Raw genomic sequence first — 17,701 nt, 5'->3', positions numbered from 1 at the left:
GTGAATGAGCCACTGGTTAATATTATGCACGATGTGTGCCAATATACAAAACAATAAATTAACACAATGAAATATATGGAAAATATATTTAAAAAGCGCAGTTAACGAATTGCGCGTAATTTACCCACAACGTCGCCAATCAGAGACACTCTTTTTCAATAAAAATAAATTACATTAAAATCAAATAATTAAATGTCTCCATTTGGAGACACTCCCATGGGGGATATGTCGGGATTCACCGACACCTGCGAAATTTCAGTATCGCATTGCCGCCCGACCTAAACCGCAGAATAAAAAAAGCCCCTCCGGAGAGGGGCTGGAAGGATTAGCCAAGCTGCTTACGCGCATTGCGGAAGATACGCATCCACGGGCTGTCCTCGCCCCAGTTTTCCGGGTGCCAGGAGTTCGCCACGGTACGGAACACGCGTTCCGGGTGCGGCATCATGATAGTAACGCGGCCGCTTTCGTTGGTGACCGAAGTAATGCCGTTCGGGGAGCCGTTCGGGTTCGCCGGGTAGGCTTCGGTTACCTTACCGAAGTTATCGACGAAGCGCAGCGCCACCAGACCTTTGCTTTCCAGCGCAGCGAGGTGTGCGCCGTCACGCACTTCCACATGACCTTCACCGTGGGAAACGGCAATCGGCATGCGGGAGCCTTCCATACCTGCCAGCAGCAGCGACGGGCTGCTGGTCACTTCCACCAGGCTGAAGCGCGCTTCAAAACGGTCGGAATGGTTACGCACAAAGCGCGGCCACAGATCGCTGCCCGGAATCAACTCGCGCAGGTTTGACATCATCTGGCAGCCGTTACATACGCCCAGCGCCAGCGTCTGCGGGCGATGGAAGAAGGTAGCGAACTCATCGCGCACGCGGTTGTTGAAGAGGATGGATTTCGCCCAGCCTTCACCCGCGCCCAGTACATCGCCGTAGGAGAAACCGCCGCAGGCCACCAGCGCCTGGAAGTCCGCCAGACCGGTGCGCCCTGCCAGCAGGTCGCTCATGTGGACGTCGATAGCGTCGAAGCCCGCACGGTGGAAGGCGGCCGCCATCTCAACGTGGGAGTTCACGCCCTGCTCGCGCAGTACGGCCACTTTTGGACGCGCCCCGGTAGCGATATACGGTGCCGCAACATCCGCATCGATATCGAAGGTGAGCTTCACGTTGAGGCCAGGATCGTTATCGTTCGCTTTCGCTTCATGTTCCTGATCGGCACATTCCGGGTTATCGCGCAGACGCTGCATCTGCCAGGTGGTCTCTGCCCACCACATACGCAGCGTGGTGCGGCTTTCGCTGAACACCGGCTGACCGTTGGCGGTCAGAGTGAAGCGGTCGCCTTCAACGGCTTTACCAAGGTAATGCACGCAGTCGGCCAGACCGTTGGCCGCCAGAATCGCTTCCACCGCTTCGCGGTCAGCGGCGCGGACCTGAATCACCGCACCCAGTTCTTCGTTGAACAGCGCGGCCAGGCGATCGTCGCCCAGCGCCGCCACGTCGGCTTCCACGCCGCAGTGACCGGCAAACGCCATCTCCGCCAGGGTGACCAACAGACCACCGTCAGAACGGTCGTGGTAGGCCAACAGCTTACGCTGCGCCACCAGCGCCTGAATCGCGTCGTAGAAGCCTTTCAGCTGCGCCACGTCGCGCACGTCGGCCGGCTTGTCGCCCAGTTGACGGTAAACCTGTGCCAGCGCCGTTGCGCCCAGCGCGTTGTGCCCCTTGCCGAGATCAATCAGCAGCAGGGCGTTGTCTTCGGTTGCCAGCTGTGGCGTGATGGTATGACGAACGTCTTCCACGCGGGCAAAGGCGGAAATCACCAGCGACAGCGGCGAAGTCATTTCGCGCTGTTCGTTGCCTTCCTGCCAGCGGGTTTTCATCGACATCGAGTCTTTGCCCACCGGAATGGTGAGGCCCAGCTGCGGGCACATCTCTTCACCGATGGCTTTCACCGCTTCGTACAGACCGGCGTCTTCACCCGGGTGACCGGCGGCGGACATCCAGTTTGCCGACAGCTTAATATGTTTGATATCGCCGATCTGCGTGGCGGCGATGTTGGTCAGCGCTTCCCCTACCGCCAGACGAGCGGAGGCAGCGAAGTCCAGCAGCGCGACCGGCGCGCGTTCGCCGATAGACATCGCTTCACCGTAGTAGCTGTCGAGGCTGGCGGTCGTGACCGCACAGTTGGCTACCGGAATCTGCCACGGGCCAACCATCTGGTCGCGCGCCACCATACCGGTAACGGTACGGTCGCCAATGGTCACGAGGAAGGTTTTCTCGGCGACGGTCGGCAGGTGCAGCACGCGGTTGACCGCGTCAGCCAGCGTAATCTGCTCACGCGCCAGCGCTTCGCCCTTCGCTTTCAGCGTCTGTACGTCGCGCGTCATCTTCGGCGTTTTGCCCAGCAGCACATCCAGCGGCATGTCGATCGGCTGGTTGTCAAAATGGCTATCGCTCAGGGTTAAATGCTGCTCTTCGGTTGCTTCACCAATCACCGCGTACGGTGCGCGCTCGCGCTTGCACAGTTCGTCGAACAGCGGCAGCTGATCGGCGGCGACCGCCAGCACGTAACGTTCCTGGGATTCGTTACACCAGATTTCCAGCGGGCTCATGCCCGGCTCATCGCTCAGGATGTCGCGCAGCTGGAATTTACCGCCGCGCCCACCGTCGCTCACCAGCTCCGGCATGGCGTTAGACAGACCGCCCGCGCCGACGTCGTGAATAAACAGAATCGGGTTGGCATCGCCCAACTGCCAGCAGCGGTCGATAACTTCCTGGCAACGACGCTCCATTTCCGGGTTGTCGCGCTGTACGGAAGCAAAGTCGAGGTCAGCGTCAGACTGACCGGAGGCCATTGACGAAGCCGCCCCGCCGCCGAGGCCGATATTCATCGCCGGGCCGCCAAGGACGATCAGCTTCGCGCCAACGACGATCTCGCCTTTCTGCACGTGATCGGCGCGAATGTTGCCGATCCCGCCCGCCAGCATGATCGGCTTATGGTAGCCGCGCAGCTCTTCGCCGTTATGGCTGTTGACCTTCTCTTCGTAGGTACGGAAGTAACCGGTCAGCGCCGGACGACCAAATTCGTTGTTGAACGCCGCGCCGCCCAGCGGGCCGTCGGTCATGATATCCAGCGCGGTAACGATACGTTCCGGCTTGCCGAAATCTTCTTCCCACGGCTGTTCGAAGCCAGGAATACGCAGGTTGGAAACAGAGAAGCCCACCAGCCCGGCTTTCGGCTTCGCACCGCGCCCGGTGGCGCCTTCATCACGAATTTCACCGCCTGAGCCGGTTGCCGCGCCCGGCCACGGAGAGATGGCCGTCGGGTGGTTGTGAGTTTCCACCTTCATCAGGATATGGGCTGGTTCCTGATGGAAATCGTAGCGACCGGTTTTGTGGTCGGCGAAGTAACGTCCAACTTCAGAGCCTTCCATCACCGCGGCGTTGTCTTTATAGGCCGACAGCACGTGATCCGGGGTGGTTTCGAAGGTGTTTTTAATCATTTTAAACAGCGACTTCGGCTGCTGTTGACCGTCGATAATCCAGTCGGCGTTAAAAATCTTGTGGCGACAGTGTTCGGAGTTGGCCTGCGCGAACATGTACAGCTCGATGTCGTTCGGGTTGCGCCCCAGTTTGCTGAACGCATCCTGCAGATAGTCGATTTCATCCTCCGCCAATGCCAGGCCGAGACGCACGTTGGCGTCAATCAGCGCCTGGCGGCCCTGACCGAGCAGATCGACGCTGGAGACCGGTGCAGGCTGATGATGCGCAAACAGTTTTTCGGCATCCTGTAAGGAAGCAAACACGCTCTCCATCATGCGGTCGTGCAGCTCCGCCGCCGCGGCGTTCAGCTGCGCGTCGGTCAGGCTTGCGGCTTCAACATAGTAGGCCACGCCGCGCTCGAGGCGCAGCACCTGCGATAAGCCGCAGTTGTGGGCGATGTCGGTAGCTTTGGAAGACCAGGGAGAGATAGTGCCAGGGCGGGGAGTGACGAGCAGCAGGTTACCGGTAGGGGTATGGCTGTTCAGGCTTGGGCCATACTGCAACAGTCGCTCGAGTCGGGCCCGCTCGTCTTCGGTCAGCGGCGCGTCCAGGTCGGCAAAATGGACATACTCGGCGTAAATATTGCTTACCGGGAGGTTGGCTGCCTGAAACCGCGTCAGCAGTTTGTTAATACGAAATGCAGACAGTGCAGGCGAACCACGCAGAATTTCCATCATAAGTCTCTCGTCTTCTCAGCTTTCAGTGTGCGCAATGGGGGAGAACGGCGGCTATTATAGAGAATCCTGCGGCCTGACGAAACCGTTTGCGTCGAAATAAAATCATCTCTCGTCTTTACCAATAGGTGTGACGCACATCGCGAATCAGTTGCCAACTGGCGTAATCTTAAGCAAAATGCCGCTCATTCTGTAACAAACCGTAATGTTATCAGGGACACACACGGGTACTGCAGCGAATTAACCGTTTGAAAAAATTAAAGATTAATTATCTGCTGATCGGCGTTGTCACGTTGCTGCTGGCAGCGGCCCTTTGGCCCTCACTCCCCTGGTTTGGCAAACCAGAGAATCGCATCGCCGCCATTGTGGAGCGGGGGGAGCTGCGCGTCAGTACCGTCCAGTCGCCGCTGACCTACGCCACCATTAACGGCAAAGTGTATGGGCTTGATTACGAGCTGGCACAACAGTTCGCCGACTACCTCGGCGTCAAACTGAAGATAACCGTGCGTCAGAATATCAGCCAACTGTTTGACGACCTGGACCACGGCGATGCCGATTTACTGGCCGCTGGGCTGGTCTATAACACTGAACGCGTACAGAACTACCAGGCGGGGCCAACCTACTACTCCGTCTCACAACAGTTGGTCTACCGTGTGGGCAGCAACCGCCCGCGTAGCCTGAGTAATGTCACCGCAGAGCAACTCACCGTCGCGCCGGGGCAGGTGGTCATCAACGATCTCCAGACGTTAAAAGAGAAGAAATACCCCGGCCTCGCCTGGACGGTGGATGACAAACGCGGTTCGGTCGATCTTATGCAGGCGGTCATCGACGGTAAACTCAACTACACGATCGCGGATTCCGTCGCCATCGGACTGTTCCAGCGCGTACACCCGGAGCTGGCCGTCGCGCTCGACGTCACCGACGAACAGCCGGTGACCTGGTTTAGCCTGAAAGACGGCGACAATACGCTTTCAGCGGCGATGCTCGACTTTTTCAATAATATGAATGAAGACGGCACCCTCGCCCGCCTGGAGGAAAAGTACCTTGGTCACGGCGACGACTTTGATTACGTCGATACGCGCTCTTTCCTGCGCGCGGTCGATAACGTCCTGCCCGACCTGCAACCGCTCTTTGAAAAGTACGCCAGCGCAATAGACTGGAAGCTGCTGGCGGCCATCTCCTACCAGGAATCGCATTGGGACCCGCTGGCAACATCGCCGACCGGGGTACGCGGCCTGATGATGCTGACCAAAAATACCGCCCAGAGCTTAGGCCTGAGCGATCGCACCGACGCCGAGCAGAGTATCAGCGGCGGTATGCGTTATTTGCAGGACATGATGGATAAGGTGCCGGACAGCGTGCCGCAGGAAGAGAAAATCTGGTTTGCGCTCGCCGCCTATAACATGGGCTACGCGCATATGCTCGACGCCCGCGCGCTGACGGCGAAGCAAAAAGGCAACCCGGACAGCTGGGCGGACGTAAAACAGCGCCTGCCGTTGCTCAGCCAGAAGCCATGGTACAGTAAGCTGACCTATGGCTACGCGCGCGGCCATGAGGCTTATACCTACGTCGAGAACATCCGTAAGTACCAGATAAGCCTGGTGGGCTATTTGCAGGAGAAAGAGAAGAAGGCGACGGAGCGGCTGGAGATCGCAGAGGCTTACCCGGTGGTGACCCTTGATGAGCTTCACCGCGACAGCAACCTTTTCGGACTGTTCTCCTTTTTACGCCAGGACAGCCAGAGCGGCAACGACGCCTCTCTGCTCTATTTTCCGGCGAAACACTAGATTACCGTTCAAAAACGCCGACAGCGTCACGCTCGTTTCCGCGCCAGTGCCAAATCAAGCCGATGACTCGGCAAAGACGCTGTTATCTAATACCTCTATGCTCAGGCCGGATCGCTAATACGGCCAACTATCCCATGAGTTTAATGAGGTTTGTATGGAAACAAAAACGGCGTCTCCCTGGAGATTACGGCTTGGTTTTTCCGTAGCCGATATTTCCTGTAATTTAGTGTGGCAATTAATTTCATTATATTTAATGTATTTCTATACCGATATAATGAAGCTCCCAGCCTATTATATCGGCATTATGTTTTTGATCACGCGACTGGCCGACGGGGTCACGGACGTATTAATGGGGATCCTCATTGATAATACCAGTACCCGTTGGGGCCGCTGTCGTCCGTGGCTGGCGATTGGCGCCATCCCTTTTGGCCTGTTATGTATTCTCGCCTTTTATATTCCAGACTTCGGCACTACTGGCAAACTAATATGGGCGTTTATCACCTATTTTTTATTGTCGGTGATGTTTACGGTAGTCAATATTCCGTATAACGCGATGCTTCCTTTCTTAAGCAACGATGCGCATGAACGTACCGTGCTTTCCTCCGTGAGAATAATGTTCAGTTTTATTGGTTCGACGATTGTCTCGGTCGCCACGCTGCCATTGGTCAATTGGTTGGGCAACGGTAATCAGGATCGTGGGTTTATCTATACCGCCACGCTGTTCGGCGTGCTGTCGACCTTCTTTCTGTTTGTCAGCTTTTGCAACGTGAAAGAGCGCTACGCCATTACGCCGGAAAAAATGACCCTGCGTCGCGCCTGGCAGGGGCTCAAAGAGAACACGCCGTGGAAGGTGTTCGCCATCAATATTCTCTTTATGTGGGGCGCGTTCTTTTTACAGTCCGGCGCGCTTATCTACTTCTTTAAATATTACGTGGGTAACACCGCGCTCACCTCCGTGGCGGCAGGCATCGCCTCGTTTGTACCACTGCTGGGCACGCTGACCGTGCCGTTCCTCGCCAAACGGCTGCGTAAGATTCAGGTGTATCAGTTGGCCTGCGCCATCAACCTCGGCGGTATGGTCATTATGATGCTCTCCGGCGTCAACGTCTGGGGGCTGATGTCCGGCGCGGTGCTGCTGGCGCTGGGCTTCGGGCAACGTAATGCTATCTATTTTTCCATGCAGGCCGATCCGGTGGACTACGGCGAGTGGAAAACCGGGATCAACACGGCGGGCATTCTCACCTCGGTAAACGGTTTTATCGGCAAGGTGGCGATGGCAGCAGCCGGGGCATTAAGCGGTTTTATGCTCTCGGCGACCGGTTACGTTGCGGAAGCGCAGCAGTCGGCGGCGGCGATTATGGCGATTAAAGCCTGCTATCTGTGGATCCCTGCGGGGTTAATTGTGGTCTCGATGCTGTGGATGGGGCGTTTTTATACCCTCGATAACCAGTATGAAGAGATTAAGAAGCAGCTCGCAGAACAAAAATTACTGAATGCAGAAGGTCTGGGGAATTGATGATGACAAGGCGTAATACTCGCGCAAAATGGATCTGGCTGGCCGGAGACTTTGAGATCCGCCACGCGTTATTGCAAAACCTGCAGCGCGAAGAGCGCGGTTTCGACTGGCCCGCCTACTGGCACGTAGAGGACTGCTGCAAAAGCGTCGTCTTTACCCGCCGCTACTGTTTTAGCGAACCGCAGACCTTCACCGTACAGGTAGAAGGTTCGGGCTACGCGCTGATTGACGGCAAAAAACAGCCGCTCAACGGCCCTCTCACCTGCCCGATGGGCGAGCAAACGCTCACCTTCTACGTCGCCAATGCCAGTGGGCTTCCCGCGTTGCGCGTCGAAGGCGAGCAGGTCTTCAGCGATGAAAGCTGGTTTGCCAGTGACTATATCGACACCGCCCCGGTGGGCTGTGATGCGCTCTATACCTCGGCGCAGACCTCTCCTAACGCCGTTAACTTTGAGCGTGAACCACGGCTGCCGGTAAGCGAACGCGCGATGAATGGCGGCGTGCTTTTCGATTTCGTGCGCGTGGTTAATGGGGAGCTCGCGGTCAGCTTCAACAGCGATAAGCAACCGCCGGTGACGCTGTGCTATGGCGAATCCCAGGCGGAAGCGCTGGACACCCAATATTGCTACTACTCACAGACCAACGTCACGCCGGATTCCGCCATCCGTAAACGCGCCTTCCGCTACGTTTTTATTCCCGATGTCGCACCTGGCGCAGTCAGCCTGGCGGCGGAGCATGAATTTATCACCAAACCACGTTGCGCCAGCTTCCACAGCAACGATCCGCTGATCGACCAGATCTGGCAGGTTTCGCGCGAGACTTTCGCCCTGTGCAGCGATCTGTTTTTCATCGACGGCGTGAAACGCGACCGTTGGATCTGGTCAGGCGATGCCTGGCAGTGCACGCTGATCAACCCGTATCTGTTTTTCGATGAAGATATCAACCGCCGCACCCTGCTCGCCCTTCGCGGCCGCGACCCGATGCGCCAGCATATCAATACCATCGTCGACTACTCGCTGCTGTGGGTGATCAACATTGAGAAGCACTACCTGATGAGCAACGACGCGGCGTTTGTCCGTCAGGTATACGGCAAAATGGTCAGCCTGATGGAATGGCTGATGCCCGATATCGACGAAAGCGGTTTTATTCGCGGTAAAGAAGGCGACTGGATTTTTATCGACTGGGCCGAGATCGATAAAACCGGCGCGGTGTGCGCCGAACAGATGCTGCTGCTGAAGGCCTGGCGTTCGCTGGCGCTGTGCGCGGAGATCGTCGGCGCGGATCCTGCCGAGTGGCAGCGGCGGGCCGATAAACTGGCAGAAAGCATCGACCTCTTCTTCTGGGACGAAGAGCAAGGCGCCTATATCGATAGCTATGAGAGCGGCAAACGTCACGTGACTCGTCATGCCAACATCTTCGCGCTGATGTTTGATACCGTAACCCCCAAGCGGCGACAGACCATCGTCGAGCGAGTACTGATGAACGAGGCCATTGCCCCCATCGTCACCCCCTACTTCACCTTTTTCGAGCTGGATACGCTGTGCCAGTGCGGCCGACAGGATGTGGTCTGGCAACGGATGCGCGATTACTGGGGCGGTATGCTGGCGCTGGGCGCCACGACCTTCTGGGAAGAGTACAACCCGGATATTAAAGGCGACGAACACTACGCGATGTACGGCGACAAGTTTGGCAAGAGCCTGTGCCACGCCTGGGGAGCGAGCCCGCTCTACCTGCTGGGGCGCTACTTTGTCGGCCTGCATCCGCTAACGCCGGGCTATGAAACCTTCGCCATTGAACCGTGGCTTGCACCTTTTAGCGTGCTGGACTGCACATTGCCGATTAAAGAGGGTGAAGTCACGCTCACCTTACGCGACAATCAGCTGACGGTTCGCGCCTCCCGCGGCGGCGGCGTGCTGCGGTTGCGCGGCGAAAGCTGGCCGCTTAGCGCCGGGCAAGCGTTAACGCTGCCTGTTAACTAACGATGTCAGGAGAGGAAGAATGAAGATTATGCTCACCCAGGACTACTTCCTCTCCGATACCCACGCGTTTTCGCTGTTCAGCTCGCGCGATCAGGAGATGGCGGATATTCACGGCCATGATTTTCACGAAATCGTCATCGTGAAAGAGGGTTGCGGGTTTCACATCATCAACGATCGCGTCAATCTGGTGTTTAAGGGCGATTTTTTCTTCGTCTCCGCCAACGACATTCACTATTACGAATCCACCCGACATCTGTCGCTGATTAATATCCTGCTGCGCCGCGACGGCGAGTTTCAGTTCGTAAAATCGCTGCTGCCGCTGCTGATGCAGCTTCAGACGCAGACCCGCGAGCGGCCGGCCTCATTAAACGAAGCGACGCTGGCGCGTGTGGTCCAGCTGGCGGGGGAGATTCACAGCAAAACGGATGATGATTATGACAGCACTTATTTCGTCACCACCGAAGCCATACTTTTGACGATCGTGGGCACGCTGATGGAGAACAGCGTCAGATTACCGCGGGGCGGTCGTTATGATGATAAAAAACGACGGCTGTTGCGCAGCATTCGGGACAATTTGCAGCAGGCCGTCATCTGGGAGCATCTGGCGGAAGAGTGCGCCATTCCCAAACGCACGTTGTACCGGTTTATCAAGGAGTTTACTGGCTTTACGCCGGATCAGTTCGTCCAGCGCTACCGCCTGTTGAAAGCGCAGGAACTGCTGCGCACCACCGAACGCTCGGTAGCCAGTATTGCCCGCGCCTGCGGATTTAGCTCATTGCCCCGTTTAACCGAGGCCTACAGTCGTTTTTTTCAGCATTCGCCGAGTGCGGAAAGAGAAAAACGAACGGTGGCGTAGACTCGCCCGTTAAACGCTATTTTTCAGCGACTGCTTCAGCGCCTTCTGCTGCTGGCGACGATGGCGGAAGAAGTCGCTCAGCATGGCCGAACACTCATCCGCCAGCACCCCTTCGGTGATTTCCACGCGATGGTTCATCCCAGGATGATGCAGAACGTCAATCAGCGAACCGGCCGCGCCGGTTTTAGCATCACGCGCGCCAAACACCAGCTGGCCAATACGCCCATGTACCATCGCTCCTGCGCACATCACGCACGGTTCCAGGGTGACGTAGAGGGTCGTGTCGATCAGCCGATAGTTTTGCAGCACCACCCCGCCCTGACGTAGCGCCATAATTTCCGCGTGTGCAGTGGGATCGTGGCGGCCAATAGGCCGGTTCCAGCCTTCGCCAATTACCTGATTGTTGTGTACCAGCACCGCGCCAACCGGCACCTCACCCTCTTCCCAGGCACGACGAGCCAGCACCAGCGCGTGGCGCATCCAGTATTCGTGATTTTGTTCAATGTCGGACAACGTCGGGACTCCAGGTTTTCAAACGCGGCGCATTATACACAATATCCAGCAAAGCGCAGCGCCCGCTATTCCAGCTGTTCCAGCTCGCCGTGCGGCGTTACGCGCCAGCGATGCTCACAGAAAAAGAGTAGTGGATTATCTTGCTTGCTGTCGCTGTAACCGCTGTACAGGCGCAGCGGCACGCCAAGGCGCTGTTCCAGTTGCACCACCTTTTCATGGCCAAGGCAGCGCACCGACAGTACCCGGCCACCCAGCGCACGTTGCATCTGGCTGCCGATAAGGTTCACGCGCGACATCCAGGGCGCATCGGCATAGACGCGCTCTACCAACGTTTGCGGAGAGCCGGTGATCAGCCAGACGTCGGCATCATGATGCTGAAGATAGTTGTCTAAACGCGCCTGCACCACCGGAAAGGGCGTCACCGTAGCGCGAAACCAGATAATGAAGCTCGCCTCCAGCGCCTTGAGCGTGGCTTCACGTCGCCCAAAAGTGCAACCCCACAGTAATACGCTCATCGGCCAGCGGGCCGCACGGCCTCTAATGAGCATCGTCAGGCCAATGGCGGGAAGCAACGGCAGCACTAATAGCGCGTTAAGCGGCATACGACGCAATAAATAGCGGATAAACGCCCCGAACAGATCCTGCTGATGTAGCGTACCGTCAAGGTCGAAAAACACCACGCGGCGAGAGTGGCTAGTCAAAAGAGCCTCCTGTATTCCTAAGCGGGCCAGCCCACAGACTAGCAGATTGTCGACCGTCTTTCGCCAAACGGCGAGTTAACGGACCTGATGCGCGAAAAGAGTTGCGTTTTTACCGGCGCATGGAATATTTAATTCGGTATATTCCGGTATAATAGAATACATAATTCTTGCAGATGATCAGAACAGTGTTCTGGCGCGAGATGGCGATCTTGCCCATGAGGTTCTTATGAATTGTCTAATCAGTATCCGCCAGCGTTATCCTCAGCTAGCGCAAAGCGATCGTAAGCTGGCTGATTTTATTCTGGCGCAGCCGGATCAGGCGCGTCATTTAAGTTCACAACAGCTAGCCAGCCAGGCAGGCGTTAGCCAGTCCAGCGTGGTGAAATTCGCCCAGAAGCTCGGCTTCAAGGGTTTTCCGGCGCTGAAGCTGGCGCTCAGCGAGGCGCTGGCGAGTAACGTCAACCCGCACTCGGTGCCGGTGCATAATCAGATTTGCGGCGACGATCCGCTACGGCTGGTCGGCGAGAAGCTGATTAAAGATAACGTCGCGGCAATGCATGCTTCACTGGACGTCAACAGTGAAGACAAACTGCTGGAGACCATCAACCTGCTACGCGGCGCGCGGCGCATCATCCTCACCGGCATCGGCGCTTCCGGGCTGGTGGCGCGCAATTTTAGCTGGAAGCTGATGAAAATTGGCTTCAACGCCGTGGCGGAGCTTGATATGCACGCCCTGCTCGCCACCGTTCAGGCAATGGCGCAGGACGATCTGCTGTTGGCCATCTCTTATTCCGGCGCGCGTCGCGAGATCAATCTCGCCGCCGACGAAACGTTACGGGTAGGCGGCAAAGTGCTCGCCATTACCGGCTTTTCGCCCAACGCGCTACAGCAGCGCGCGACCCATTGCCTGTATACCATTGCCGAAGAGCAGGCAACGCGCAGCGCCGCGATTTCCTCCACCAGCGCACAGATGATGCTCACCGATCTACTGTTTATGGGCCTGGTGCAGCAGGATCTGGAAAAGGCGCCGGAGCGTATTCGCCATAGCGAGGCGCTGGTGAAAAAGCTGGTTTGATCTGCGGTGCGATGACCACAGAAAAGGTATGGCCTGCGCGGAAAATGCGCGTATAATGCGCGCCCTGTTTATCGAGTTACTGAGAATTTACTGATGGCGCTGTTAATCACCAAAAAATGTATCAACTGCGATATGTGCGAACCGGAATGCCCTAACCAGGCCATTTCGATGGGTGATAGCATCTATGAGATCGACCACGATCGCTGCACCGAGTGCATCGGCCATTACGAAACGCCGACCTGCCAGAAAGTGTGCCCGATCCCGAATACCATTCTCAAGGACCCGGCACATTTAGAAAGTGAAGAGCAGCTGTGGGATAAATTTGTCCAGATGCATCACGCGGACAAAATCTAGCTTTCGACAATCACCGTCGCGCAAGCGTAGTGGCGCTCATCAGCGAGCGTCACGTGCAGATGGGCCACGCCCATACGCTCGGCGAGTAACTTTGCTTCTCCCCATAAACGCAGCTTCGGCTTGCCCAGTTCATCGTTAAAAACTTCAAACTGATTAAACGCCAGGCCGTTACGAATGCCGGTACCCAGCGCCTTCGACGCCGCTTCTTTCACCGCAAAACGCTTCGCCAGAAAACGCACCGGCTGCTGGTGCGTCTCCCAGATGGCCCACTCATTATCGCTAAGTACCCGACGCGCAAGGCGGTCGCCGCTACGGGCAATCACCGCTTCAATACGGGCGATTTCGACAATGTCTGTTCCAAGCCCCAGAATCGCCATTACGCGCGCGCTTCCAGCATCAGGCGCTTCATTTCCGCCACCGCGTCTTTCAGGCCGCTCATCACCGCCCGGCCAATAATGGCGTGGCCGATATTCAGCTCGTGCATTTCCGGCAGCGCGGCAATCGCTTTCACGTTGTGGTAAGTAAGACCGTGGCCCGCGTTAACCTTCAGGCCCAGGCTTGCGGCGTAGGTCGCGGCTTTCGCGATACGCTCAAGCTCTTTGGCTTGCTCCGCATCAGTGACGGCATCGGCGTAGCAGCCGGTGTGGATTTCGATATACGGCGCGCCCACATCAGCGGCGGCTTTAATCTGCGCATCGTCGGCGTCAATAAACAGCGACACCAGGATGCCCGCGTCGGCAAGGCGTTTGCAGGCATCACGCATTTTGTCGAACTGACCCGCCACGTCCAGACCGCCTTCGGTGGTCACTTCCTGACGTTTTTCCGGCACCAGGCAGCAGAAATGCGGTTTGGTTTCACAGGCGATGGCCAGCATCTCTTCGGTCACGGCCATCTCCAGGTTCATGCGGGTGTCCAGCGTCTGACGCAGAATACGCACATCGCGGTCGGTGATATGGCGACGATCTTCACGTAAATGCACGGTGATACCATCCGCACCGGCCTGCTCGGCGATAAACGCGGCCTGTACCGGGTCCGGGTAAGCGGTGCCGCGTGCGTTACGCAGGGTGGCAATGTGGTCAATATTGACGCCTAACAGTAATTCAGCCATGACAATCCTCGTGTTTTTATTTTTAACTTCGTTTCCCCTCATCCCGGCCCTCTCCCTAAAGGGGCGAGGGGAAAAGCGGGATGGGTGCAATCAGGGTTACCGCTTCGGCATAAACTGTCGAAACAACTCGCGGCTCTTTAACGGTTTCCCGCCAAGATACGGCTTTAACGCCATGCGGGTAAAGCGTTTCGCTGCGCGCAGCGTATCAATATCCGGAAACTCACGGTTAGCCAGCGCTTTCAGCTGATGGCCGGTAAAGGTGTTGTTATCGATAACCACGCTGGCAATAAATCCTTTCTCTTCCCGGTAGCGGTAGGTCATGGTGTCGTCAACCTCATCACCGCTGCCGGCGCAGTGCAGGAAGTCGACGCCATAGCCGAGGTGCCCCAGCAACGCCAGCTCAAAGCGGCGCAGCGCCGGTTCAGGCGAGCCCGTTGCGCCAGCCAACGCCTGGATACAGTGCAGATAGTCGAAAAAGAGTTCAGAAAAGCGGGTTTCGTGCTCGAGCACGCGCGACACCAGTTCGTTGATGTACAGACCGCTATACAGCGTAATGCCGCTCAGAGGAAGCGCCAGCGAAACCGCTTCAGCGCTACGCAGCGTTTTCACTTCGCCACGGCCGCCAAAACGGACTAACAGGGGGGTAAAGGGCTGAAGCGCGCCTTTAAGGTTGGAACGTTTGGAACGTGCGCCTTTCGCCACAAGGCGCACGCGACCCGATTCTTCCGTGAAGACGTCCAGCATCAGGCTGGTCTCGCTCCAGGGGCGACTATGCAGAACAAATGCGCGCTGCCAGCCCTCCATCGGGGTTATTCTCAGAGATCGTCGACGTAACCGAGGCTGCGCAGCGCGCGCTCGTCATCCGCCCAGCCTGATTTCACTTTCACCCACAGTTCCAGGTGAACAGGCGCTTCGAACATCTCCTGCATATCTTTACGGGCTTCAATACCGATGGTTTTGATCTTGGCGCCTTTGTTGCCAATCACCATCTTCTTCTGCCCTTCACGCTCAACCAGGATCAGGCCATTGATGTCGTAGCCGCCACGTTCGTTAGAAACGAAGCGCTCGATTTCAACGGTCACCGAATATGGCAGTTCAGCCCCCAGGAAACGCATCAGCTTTTCACGGATGATTTCCGAGGCCATAAAGCGCTGTGAACGGTCGGTGATGTAGTCTTCCGGGAAGTGGTGTGTCGCTTCCGGCAGGTGCTTACGCACGATACCGGCAACGGTGTCCACGTTCAGCCCGCTCTCCGCAGAGATAGGCACGATATCGAGGAAGTTCATCTGGCTACCGAGGAACTGCAGGTGCGGCAGCAGATCCGCTTTTTCCTGCACGTTATCCACTTTGTTCACCGCCAGAATCACCGGCGCTTTGCCTTCGCGCAGTTTGTTCAGCACCATTTCGTCGTCCGGCGTCCAGCGGGTGCCTTCGACCACGAAAATCACCAGCTCAACGTCACCGATAGAGCTGCTGGCCGCCTTGTTCATCAGGCGGTTGATGGCACGCTTCTCTTCCATATGCAGGCCCGGAGTATCGACGTAGATCGCCTGATACTCGCCTTCAGTATGGATGCCCACGATGCGGTGGCGCGTGGTCTGCGCTTTACGGGAGGTAATCGAGATCTTCTGCCCGAGCAGCTTGTTCAATAACGTGGATTTGCCGACGTTCGGACGACCGACGATGGCAATAAATCCGCAATAGGTTTTTTCTTCGCTCATTCCAGCTCCAGCTTTTTCAGCGCCTGTTCGGCGGCAGCCTGTTCCGCCTTGCGACGGCTGGAACCTGTGCCGACCACCGGTTCACTCAGGCCGCTAACCTGGCAGTGGATAGTAAATTCCTGATCGTGTGCTTCCCCACGCACCTGAACCACCAGATAAGACGGCAGCGGCAGATGGCGGCCTTGCAGATACTCCTGCAAGCGTGTTTTTGGATCTTTTTGCTTATCGCCCGGGCTGATTTCGTCCAGACGCGTCTGGTACCAGGAGAGGATTAGCTTCTCGACGGTTTGAATATCGCTGTCGAGGAACACCCCGCCGATTAATGCTTCAACCGTATCCGCCAGGATAGATTCCCGACGGAAGCCGCCGCTTTTCAGCTCGCCCGGCCCCAGGCGCAAACATTCGCCCAGCTCGAACTCACGCGCGATCTCGGCCAGCGTGTTACCACGCACCAGCGTCGCACGCATGCGGCTCATATCGCCTTCATCCACGCGCGGAAAACGATGATAGAGCGCGTTGGCAATCACGTAGCTTAATATGGAATCGCCCAGGAACTCTAAGCGTTCGTTATGTTTGCTGCTGGCACTGCGGTGCGTTAACGCCTGTTGCAACAGCTCCTGATGAAGAAAAGTGTAGCCCAGCTTCCGTTGAAGCCGATTAATTACGATGGGGTTCATGCGATACCAAATAAATAAATGCGTCCACAATGCAGCACACGAAACAGACCTGAGGGAAACCAACGCGGTTTCGTGTGCCGTGTCTCCCATAAGAGACATCCGAAACTTCGGGGGGATATTCTATACGCAACGACAAGGGATGTCGTTAGTTTGAATAGATTAAAACTAAATAATTCACGCGGCGCACGCCTGGCCGCCGCGTGAAGTCAAACGGAGGATTAATGAATCCCACCGATGCGGCTTAAACGCACGCCGGTAGGCCATTGGCCCTCTTGTTTTTCAAAGCTCATCCAGATAGCGGTTGCCTTACCGACCAGGTTCGCTTCCGGCACAAAGCCCCAGTAACGGCTGTCCGCGCTGTTATCGCGGTTATCACCCATCATGAAGTACTGCCCCGGTGGGACGATCCAGGTTGCCAGCGGCAGACCGGACTGGTGGTAGTACATCCCCACCTGATCCTGAGCAATCGGCACGGTCAGAATACGGTGGTTCACATCGCCCAGCGTTTCCTGACGTTGATCCAGCCGTACACCGTCTGCTTTGCGCTCGCCCTGCGGCATTTCAAAGAAGCCGCTGGTCGCCTCGCCGCCGTTGCTGCGGGAGAACGTCTGCACGAAATCACTCGGCTCGACGTTGGAGTAAGTGACCGGCAGCGCGCTACCGCACGCCTGGCCGGAGCTGCATCCCGGTTGAATTGTCACTTGTTTCGCAATCGGATCGTAAGTGACCTTATCGCCCGGCAGGCCGACGGTACGTTTGATGTAGTCCAGACGCGGATCTTCCGGGTATTTGAACACCACGATATCGCCGCGTTTCGGATGGCCTGTTTCAATAATCGTCTTCTGGTAGATCGGGTCTTTAATCCCGTAGGCGAATTTCTCCACCAGGATAAAGTCGCCAATCAGCAGCGTTGGCATCATCGAACCGGAGGGGATCTGGAACGGCTCATAAATAAATGAACGCACGATCAGCACGATCGCCAGCACCGGAAAGACCGACGCGCCGGTTTCCAGCCAACCTGGTTTCGGGCCGACTTTTTTCAGCGTCTTTTTATCCAGCGCTTCGCCGGTGGCAACCTGCGCCGCCGCCTGGCGTTCCCGCCGTTTGGGCGCGAAGATAAACTTATCAACGCACCACAAAATGCCCGTGACCAGTGTGGCAATCACCAGAATCAGGGCAAACATGTTCGCCATGCCAACTCCTT

General features: G+C 56.9%; 15 protein-coding genes. 6 read left to right on the top strand and 9 right to left on the bottom strand.

From position 1 onward, the window contains the following. Positions 1-325: 325 nt before the first annotated feature. Positions 326-4,213 carry a phosphoribosylformylglycinamidine synthase gene (purL, locus tag ACW14G_RS01055; protein WP_249022878.1) on the bottom strand — a complete coding sequence of 1,296 codons (3,888 nt, stop codon included), beginning with the start codon at positions 4,211-4,213 and terminating at the stop codon, positions 326-328. 245 nt (positions 4,214-4,458) lie between these two features. Here purL and mltF point away from each other — a divergent pair, with 245 nt between their 5' ends. The 4 genes from mltF (at position 4,459) to ACW14G_RS01035 (ending at position 10,348) form a co-directional block, all read left to right on the top strand. After that, the gene (gene mltF / locus ACW14G_RS01050; protein ID WP_249022877.1) at positions 4,459-5,997 is read left to right on the top strand and encodes a membrane-bound lytic murein transglycosylase MltF; all 1,539 of its coding nucleotides are present in this window, start codon (positions 4,459-4,461) and stop codon (positions 5,995-5,997) included. 154 nt (positions 5,998-6,151) lie between these two features. Next, positions 6,152-7,513 (top strand): MFS transporter, encoded by a 1,362-nt coding sequence (locus tag ACW14G_RS01045; RefSeq protein WP_163448308.1) that lies wholly within the window; start codon positions 6,152-6,154, stop codon positions 7,511-7,513. Next, entirely contained in the window at positions 7,513-9,492 is a 1,980-nt protein-coding gene (locus tag ACW14G_RS01040; protein WP_249022876.1) for an alpha-L-rhamnosidase-related protein, read from the top strand. The genes ACW14G_RS01045 and ACW14G_RS01040 overlap by 1 nt, the downstream gene beginning before the upstream one ends. Before the next feature lie 19 nt (positions 9,493-9,511). Then, positions 9,512-10,348: a helix-turn-helix domain-containing protein gene (locus tag ACW14G_RS01035; protein ID WP_249022875.1), complete on the top strand. Its 837-nt coding sequence runs from the start codon at positions 9,512-9,514 to the stop codon at positions 10,346-10,348. 9 nt (positions 10,349-10,357) lie between these two features. Here ACW14G_RS01035 and tadA read toward each other — a convergent pair whose 3' ends face one another. Together tadA and yfhb are read right to left on the bottom strand one after the other, a co-directional pair. Continuing rightward, positions 10,358-10,861: a tRNA adenosine(34) deaminase TadA gene (gene tadA, locus ACW14G_RS01030; RefSeq protein WP_163448310.1), complete on the bottom strand. Its 504-nt coding sequence runs from the start codon at positions 10,859-10,861 to the stop codon at positions 10,358-10,360. 65 nt (positions 10,862-10,926) lie between these two features. Continuing rightward, on the bottom strand, positions 10,927-11,562 hold the full coding sequence (gene yfhb, locus ACW14G_RS01025) for a phosphatidylglycerophosphatase C (protein ID WP_419058533.1): 636 nt from the start codon (positions 11,560-11,562) through the stop codon (positions 10,927-10,929). A gap of 226 nt (positions 11,563-11,788) precedes the next feature. Between yfhb and ACW14G_RS01020 the strand changes: the two genes are divergently transcribed. Next, positions 11,789-12,637: a MurR/RpiR family transcriptional regulator gene (locus ACW14G_RS01020; protein ID WP_064543458.1), complete on the top strand. Its 849-nt coding sequence runs from the start codon at positions 11,789-11,791 to the stop codon at positions 12,635-12,637. Between the two features lie 93 nt (positions 12,638-12,730). Continuing rightward, a complete protein-coding gene (locus ACW14G_RS01015) occupies positions 12,731-12,991 on the top strand; it encodes a YfhL family 4Fe-4S dicluster ferredoxin (RefSeq protein ID WP_163448312.1) in 261 nt (86 codons plus the stop codon). Here ACW14G_RS01015 and acpS read toward each other — a convergent pair. From acpS to lepB, 6 genes are all read right to left on the bottom strand, one after another. Continuing rightward, positions 12,988-13,368 carry a holo-ACP synthase gene (gene acpS / locus ACW14G_RS01010; protein WP_163448313.1) on the bottom strand — a complete coding sequence of 127 codons (381 nt, stop codon included), beginning with the start codon at positions 13,366-13,368 and terminating at the stop codon, positions 12,988-12,990. The two genes, ACW14G_RS01015 and acpS, sit on opposite strands and share 4 nt — an antisense overlap. Then, positions 13,368-14,099 carry a pyridoxine 5'-phosphate synthase gene (gene pdxJ, locus ACW14G_RS01005; protein ID WP_163448314.1) on the bottom strand — a complete coding sequence of 244 codons (732 nt, stop codon included), beginning with the start codon at positions 14,097-14,099 and terminating at the stop codon, positions 13,368-13,370. The genes acpS and pdxJ overlap by 1 nt, the downstream gene beginning before the upstream one ends. A 96-nt stretch (positions 14,100-14,195) precedes the next feature. Next, entirely contained in the window at positions 14,196-14,903 is a 708-nt protein-coding gene (recO, locus tag ACW14G_RS01000; RefSeq protein ID WP_064543449.1) for a DNA repair protein RecO, read from the bottom strand. Between the two features lie 11 nt (positions 14,904-14,914). Then, complete coding sequence (gene era / locus ACW14G_RS00995) at positions 14,915-15,820, bottom strand: GTPase Era (protein ID WP_064543447.1); 906 nt, start codon at positions 15,818-15,820, stop codon at positions 14,915-14,917. Further along, positions 15,817-16,497, bottom strand: coding sequence for a ribonuclease III (gene rnc, locus ACW14G_RS00990; RefSeq protein ID WP_064543445.1), 681 nt, complete (start codon positions 16,495-16,497; stop codon positions 15,817-15,819). The genes era and rnc overlap by 4 nt, the downstream gene beginning before the upstream one ends. 218 nt (positions 16,498-16,715) lie before the next feature. Beyond that, entirely contained in the window at positions 16,716-17,690 is a 975-nt protein-coding gene (gene lepB / locus ACW14G_RS00985) for a signal peptidase I (protein WP_163448315.1), read from the bottom strand. Positions 17,691-17,701: the final 11 nt, after the last annotated feature.

Source organism: Kluyvera sp. (assembly GCF_965301105.1).
Note: the sequence above shows the minus strand (reverse complement) of the source record. Positions and strands in the feature narration are given on the sequence as shown.